Origin of the sequence: Bacillus sp. GMs2/2 (assembly GCF_050172095.1) — a bacterium.
Lineage (GTDB): Bacteria > Bacillota > Bacilli > Bacillales > Bacillaceae_G > Bacillus_A > Bacillus_A cereus.
This window is the reverse complement of sequence record NZ_JBNLYE010000202.1, coordinates 1-7,363: the sequence shown is the minus strand read 5'-3', so window position 1 is coordinate 7,363 and position 7,363 is coordinate 1. Positions and strand designations below refer to the sequence as shown.

Sequence of the window (7,363 nt, the reverse complement as noted above, 5' to 3'; positions counted from 1 at the left end):
CTTAGCCGCTCATTTGCGACTTCCTTATGTTAACACTTTCGTTATTTGATGTCAACTAAGTTTTTCATTTCATTTGTCGCTTGCGACGTTATTGTCATCGGCGACTTGTTCTATATTACACCCCTGTAGATCAATCGTCAATACCTTTTATCTTTTTTATTTTATAAATCATAAAAGCTTTGCCCCCTCTTAATTTCTAACACATCCTTAGAACTTCTTAAACTTATGTATTCAAATTAACAATCTGCAGCCTACACTCTCTAACTTAATACTAATACTTTTCTAAAGAATGAATGTGAGACCAAGTAAATATATATTAAGGATAGTATTTTTTCTTTTAGTACGTTCTCCCTCCTACTCATCTCTAGGGGGATTATAAATAAAACACTTCTCTTCTTTACCTTTAAAAAAGGGAAAGAAATCTAATACCCTTAGGAGGCGTTATGAAATGCATGTTAATAAAAAGATAATTTATGTATCCCATGATGCCCATTTCCACGGAGCACAGCTACTCTCTTTACATACTATTAAGGCTCTTAAAGAAAACTTTGATTACTCTGTTGCAATTATTTCTATTGGATCCGGTATTTTAATTCCCGATTTTCAAAAGTACGGTCCTGTTTATTGTCTCGAGCAAGGTTATCAAACAGAAGAAAAGGTTGAATTATTAATAAAGGATTTATTATCACAGAATTTTACCCTCGCCATATGTAGCACTGTCATAAGTGGCGATATCGTCGCATTACTAGCTAGACACAATATAAAAGTTGTTTCATTAATACATGAATTACCGCATTTAATACAACAGTACTCTGCTGAAGGGAAAGCTAAAAACATCGCTGAATTTGCTTACAAAGTTGTCTTCCCTTCACAATACGTATATGAAAAATTTCGTACAATCACTGAATTGGATCCTCAAAAATGTCACATTCTCCCTCAAGGTTTGTTTAACCACAATCCTTATAAGAACAATATTGCAAAAGCCAGAAATGAGTTACGTAAGAAGCTTAACCTGCCTCTAGATAGCAAAATCATCTTGGGTGTAGGCTTCGCAGATTATCGGAAAGGGATAGATTTATTCTCACTTATCTCTTACTCAGTAAGAAAGACTCACAAGGATATTCATTTCATTTGGGTAGGGAGAACAGACGTTCAATTCCTGAATACACTGCCCCCTAAATATAAAGCACATTTCACATTAGTCGATCCTACTCCCGATATCGGATTATATAACGCTGGGGCTGACTTATACTTATTAACTTCAAGGGAAGATCCTTTTCCAAATGTTGTTTTAGAAGCATTAGATGCAAAACTTCCTGTTATAGGGTTTAAAAATGCTGGAGGTTTTGAAGATGTTGTTACAGAAAAAACTGGTGCCTTAGTAGACTTTTTAAATTTACCCAAAATGCTAGAAAAAATATATGAATTTATTAATGATGAGGGATTACGATTACAAAAGGGAAGCTTTGGCCAAGAACTTATCGAAAAAAACTTCAATTTTCTTAATTACATTTATCAATTACTAAATCTTCTCGAACATAATTACAAAAAGATAAGTGTAATCATACCGAACTATAATTATGAAAAATACTTACCTGATCGAATCGAATCAATATTAAACCAAACCTACCCTCTTTACGAACTAATTTTCTTAGACGATGCCTCCACTGATCATAGCGTATCAACTTTTAAAAAGCTGCTTTCAAAAGAAAATAAGACCCACCTGAAGGTCCAACAGATTATTAATGATAAAAACTCTGGTTCTGTATTTAAACAATGGATAAAAGGAGTCTCTGCAGCAACTGGTGATTATATTTGGATCGCAGAGGCCGATGACTTATGCGATAAGACATTTTTACAAGAGGTGATACAGGGGTTTTATTTAAATAACAATATTACCTTAAGTTACACACAATCAAAACAAATAGATGAACAAGGAAATGTATTGGCTAATCATTATTTAAATTACACAAATGATATCGATAAAGAAAAATGGAAAGCCCCCTATTTTCGCAAAGGAGTCGAAGAAATAAAAGATACGTTACTTATCAAAAATACTATACCTAATGTTTCAAGTATAGTTTTTAAAAATATAGATATGAAGAAAACAGAAAAACAGTTAGAGAAGTTCAAAATAGCTGGTGACTGGTTCTTCTATGTTTCTCTTCTTACAGAGGGAGATATTTACTTCAATCCAGCCCCCTTAAACTATCATAGACGACATTTAAATAGCGTAACGAGAACAGAAGATTCATACTCCCATTACAATGAAGTTGTGCAAATGCAAAATTTCATTAAAGAAAGATTTACTATCGACGACATTTCTAAAATGAAAATGTATACATATAGAAAGTATCTTAAAGCATACTTAAAAATTTAAACATGTGCTTTCTATGCCATCAATATCTCTTGTAAGTTACTACTATTACTCAAGGGAGGAATACTCTTTGAAAGACTTTATAGAGGAACATAAAGATTTAATTTCTCAAATCGCACACAGCTATAATGTAAATGCAAGTATCCATCCTGAGGATCATATCTTTCAGTTCATTGTCACTAATCCTGTCTTCCCATCAAAAAAAGAAGCGATAGATTACTACTTTAAAGATGGGAAAAACTCAGCACAAATACTCTTAAACTTAATTACTTCCCTTTATCCTCCTACAGGCAATCCAATTCAATTGTTAGAATTTGCATCCGGATACGGCTGCGTAACACGTCATTTATTAAATCTACAAACGAGTTTGAGTATAACCGCTTGCGATATACACGAAGAGGCCATTTCCTTTATTGAAAACAAATTAAATAATTCTTCTATATTATCTCATCCTGAGCCTGAACAGTTAAAATTGGACTCCTCTACATACGATATCGTTTTTTGTCTATCCTTTTTCTCTCATATGCCTGATACAACTTGGTTTCGTTGGCTGCAAACATTGTATAACGCTGTTTCACCTGGTGGTTTATTCATTTTCACAACCCATGGCTATCAAAGCAAAAAATACTTTGGGTTTCCAAATTTAAATGAAAAGGGCTATTGGTTTCTCTCTTCTAGTGAACAATTTGATTTAGATGTGAATCAATACGGACAAACGATAGTTAGCCCCTCTTACGTGTGTGACAAAATTAAATTATTACCCCATAACCCAATTATTAAAAAGTATACCGAAGGATTTTGGTGGGAACATCAAGACCTTTGGGTTATAGAAAAAGAAATAAAATAATAACCCACGCTCTGCTTATATACAAGTAGAGCGTGGGTTATTATTTTTTACTACATAAGAACTCTTCAATCCATAGCTTATTTAATCTAATCCCATGTTTAAAATCTATTTTAGGTTCCCAATTCAATTCTTGTTTTACCTTATCAATATTTAAAATGATTCTTTGAACGTTCTCTTGTTTTTGTTTGTAACAGATAAAATCCACTTTTCTTTCTGTTATTTTCTCTAATTCCACTATAATTCGTTTTAAAGAAAGACCTTTGCCACTCCCTATGTTGTATACGCAAGATTTCAATTGATTTAATTGTGCTAGTTGTATAGTAATTTCAACTAAATCATCGATATAAATATAATCTCTAATAATCTCCTCTGGATTCCCATATATATGAATCCTTTCATTACTGAGATGCTGGTACAAAAAACAATTTATCGCCCCAACTTTTTTTAAAGGGTTTTGGTATTTTCCATACGGATTAGAATATCTACATACAACATAATCTATTCCATATTTTTTCTTATAAAAATACAAATAATTCTCCAGCGAAACTTTTGTTATTCCATACGGGGAAAGTGGTCTTAATGGATGTTTCTCATCAATAGGCAAATATTCAGGTTCACCATAAACTGTGCCTCCCGAAGAAGCTAATATAATTTTTTTAATACGAAATTCTTTAACACTTTCCATGAAATTAAGAAAAAATAGACTGCTATTAATATCGCCAAAAACGTCTTCAATTGAAGTTGCTACGTTAGACGTCGCAGCTAAATAAATAATAATATCTATATTCACTAAAGCCTTATATATATCCTCAACATTTTCTAAATCACCTTTAATAAATTCAACTTCACTTATAATATTTTGAGGAAAATTATTTATATGTCTGGAAAATACTTTTACATTTTGCCCCTGTTTCAATAAACCCAATGCGAGGTTGATACCAATGAAACTATTTCCACCTACTATTAAATAATTATTCTTCCTCATAATATCATCTCTCTAGTAATAAATTTTTCCTATCGTCAAACTTAAAAATATACACAAATAAACTGGATCATTTTGATTATTCATCCTCTTATCATTGTATGTTTGTTATAAATTTTCATTATCTTTATTTTCTATTTTCATTTTAGAATAGCTTCCTTATTAAGGTTGACTGCAAAAACACTCATAATATTTACTCATCCCCATGAATATATTTAATAAACAATCCTCACTTGTTTAACCCATAAAAAAACTTCTAAATACACAAGGTTCTCAAAAAAGGAGTGCGAAACTCATGAAAAATATAAATCAAGAACTTTTAAATCATGTAATCCTACATAAAGATCGAATTCCCCATTACCATAAAGACTTTCCCCTTATACTATTTTGGAGTCATAGAAGCGGATGCACCTCATTAGCTAATTGGTTCTTTTTTCAAATTGGATTATTTACTGAAGCAAAGAAATACAATGACTTTATTCATTACTATGAGTTCTGGGTGTATAAAAACAGTACAAATTACATTCAACAATTACAAAATAGTCTTCTAGAGGCTAAAAAAAATGTTTGTAAACTTGTACGAAATCCTTATACAAGGGCTGTCAGCTCATTTTTATTACTTGCTGACAATCCATATGCTAGCCCACAATGGGAGAGCATCCGTCATTATTTTTATAATGATAAATATAGTAATAAAGGAATATCATTTAAACAATTTTTATATTACGTTCAGGCATTCGGTTCCAATTCCCTAGCATTAGATATACATTTTAGTCAACAATACGTCCCTGGTGAAGAAAACTTCATTCAATGCTATATTCCTTTAGAAGATTTTAATACACAAATCACTAAGATAGAACACATGTACGATTTAACGAAATCTAATTTAGCACTTCTTACAAATTCAGATCATCATCGCGCTCACAAGATGATTTATGCAGGAAGCTATGCAGAACTTAGCATTACAGATCCAGGCTTTCCCCGATTTCCAACATACGAAAGCTTTTATGATAAAGAAACTATGGACTTAGTTACAGAAATATACGCACAGGATTTTGAAATGTACCCATACACGAAAGGGATATTTTAAGTCTATACATTTTTCCACGAATAAAAGCTGATACATCGCATAGCATAAAGTGAAACTTTAATTCGAGTGGGAGTTAATTATTCTCTTTCCCTAATCGTAATTTTAAGAGATACCTAACTTTCACCCATTTCCTTTGATTTCGCTGATTGTTGACGTGTATCATACTTTCCATACATAAATTGCATTTATTAACATAGGAGGGATATTGTGTGGAAATCAATTTGAAACACAATAATGGGTACTGCGTTATTTGCGAAAAGAAAGCTACATTTATAGAGCATAATGATTGGCTTAGAGATCATTATTTATGTTCTACATGTAACTCTATACCAAGGCAGCGAGCTTTAATCCATGCTTTACATACATTTTTTCCAAAATGGGATTCCTATAATATTCACGAATCCTCTCCTGGAGGAATTACGACTCAGCTACTATTAAAAAACTGTAAAAACTATACTTATTCTCAATACTTTAGAAATTATCCTCTTGGCCAATACTTTCAAGGTATTAGATGTGAAAACTTAGAAGACATGACTTTTGAAAATGAATCTTTTGATTTATTCATTACTCAAGACGTTTTTGAGCATGTAATGACACCAAACAAAGCCTTTAAAGAAATAGAACGAGTATTAAAACCTGGCGGTGCTCATGTATTTACTGTCCCTTGGTATCATACACTCACAAAAACTGTGCAAAGAGCAAAAATGAATAAAGAGGTGATTGAATATATTGAAGAGCCCATTTATCATGGAAACCCTATTGATGAGAATGGATCTTTAGTAACGTTCGATTGGGGGCAGGATATGATTGAATATATTTATACACACGCAAATATGTATACAATTGTTTATTTACAAAAGGATAGATCACTAGGGCTAGATGCTGAATTTTTACATGTTTTTATTAGTAAAAAATATGTAAAAAATTTCTAAATACTATATAATTCAGTGATTTAATAAATCAATAGTAACTTCCCACTACTTGAACTACGAATAATATAAGGGGGATATAACTTGAAAATAATCGCTTTTTACTTACCACAATTCCATCAAATAAAAGAAAATGATCGATGGTGGGGGGAAGGATTTACTGAATGGACAAATACTAAAAGTGCACGACCTTTATTTTCAGGACATTATCAACCTAGGGAACCTTATCAAGATTTTTATTACGACTTAACTACCCCCTCCGTAAGAAAGTGGCAAGCAAAAATCGCTAAAGCATACGGTATATATGGTTTTTGTTATTATCATTACTGGTTTAAGGGAAAAAGACTATTAGAAACCCCCTTTAATGAGGTACTAAAGATGAAAGAACCTGACTTCCCTTTTTGTCTTTCTTGGGCAAATGAACCATGGACAAAATCTTGGGATGGTCTCGATAAACATATATTAATGCCTCAAGACTACGGAGATATATCTGATTGGAAGGAACACTTTGATTATTTATTACAAGCTTTCCAAGATGAGAGATATATTTATATAGATGATAAACCCCTATTCATTATTTATCGTCCAGGACATATTCCTGATTGTGAAAAAATGCTTAATTACTGGAATGCATTAGCGCGAGAAAATGGTTTAAAAGGTATATACTTTGCTGAAACATTAAACAGTTTTCCACTACCTAATATAAATGGATTCGATGCTAGCATTCAGTTTGAACCTTTCTATACAATTGCCCATGATAGCTCTTCAGACATAAATAAGGTAATATATGATTTTGATATGCAATTAAATGTTTGGGACTACGATAAAGTATGGATGTATATATTACAACGATCGCTCCCAAAGAAAAAAACTTTTCCCGGTGCTTTTGTTGATTGGGATAATACTGCACGACGTAAAAACGCAAATAGCAGCATCTTTGTAGGTTCTACCCCTGAAAAGTTCACCATATATTTAAGCAAGCAAATTCATCGGACTTACTCTTTTTATAACAGCGAGTTTTTATTTATTAACGCATGGAACGAGTGGGCGGAAGGAACTTACTTAGAACCAGATAAAAAATATGGATTTTCTTATTTAGAAGGGGTTAAAAATGCAATTGATAGAGGTATGAAAGCAT

General features: G+C 32.1%; 6 protein-coding genes. 5 read left to right on the top strand and 1 reads right to left on the bottom strand.

What is annotated here, in order from left to right; genetic code table 11:
- Positions 1 to 448 precede the first annotated feature (448 nt).
- Both ACQGS6_RS19840 and ACQGS6_RS19835 read left to right on the top strand, forming a co-directional pair.
- Positions 449 to 2,380 carry a glycosyltransferase gene (locus ACQGS6_RS19840; RefSeq protein WP_426965466.1) on the top strand — a complete coding sequence of 644 codons (1,932 nt, stop codon included), beginning with the start codon at positions 449 to 451 and terminating at the stop codon, positions 2,378 to 2,380.
- A gap of 67 nt (positions 2,381 to 2,447) precedes the next feature.
- Positions 2,448 to 3,224, top strand: coding sequence for a class I SAM-dependent methyltransferase (locus ACQGS6_RS19835; protein ID WP_000651234.1), 777 nt, complete (start codon positions 2,448 to 2,450; stop codon positions 3,222 to 3,224).
- 40 nt (positions 3,225 to 3,264) lie between these two features.
- Here the strand turns inward: ACQGS6_RS19835 and ACQGS6_RS19830 are convergent, their stop codons facing one another.
- Positions 3,265 to 4,209, bottom strand: a complete 945-nt coding sequence (locus ACQGS6_RS19830; protein ID WP_001230829.1) for an NAD-dependent epimerase/dehydratase family protein — start codon at positions 4,207 to 4,209, stop codon at positions 3,265 to 3,267.
- A 292-nt stretch (positions 4,210 to 4,501) separates the two neighbouring features.
- Between ACQGS6_RS19830 and ACQGS6_RS19825 the strand changes: the two genes are divergently transcribed.
- The 3 genes from ACQGS6_RS19825 to ACQGS6_RS19815 form a co-directional block, all read left to right on the top strand.
- Positions 4,502 to 5,296 carry a sulfotransferase family 2 domain-containing protein gene (locus ACQGS6_RS19825; protein WP_426965465.1) on the top strand — a complete coding sequence of 265 codons (795 nt, stop codon included), beginning with the start codon at positions 4,502 to 4,504 and terminating at the stop codon, positions 5,294 to 5,296.
- A gap of 209 nt (positions 5,297 to 5,505) precedes the next feature.
- On the top strand, positions 5,506 to 6,228 hold the full coding sequence (locus ACQGS6_RS19820) for a class I SAM-dependent methyltransferase (RefSeq protein ID WP_000405116.1): 723 nt from the start codon (positions 5,506 to 5,508) through the stop codon (positions 6,226 to 6,228).
- Positions 6,229 to 6,309: 81 nt separating this feature from the next.
- Positions 6,310 to 7,363, top strand: a 1,054-nt coding sequence (locus ACQGS6_RS19815) for a glycosyltransferase WbsX family protein (RefSeq protein ID WP_426965464.1), incomplete at its 3' end; no start/stop codon positions are given.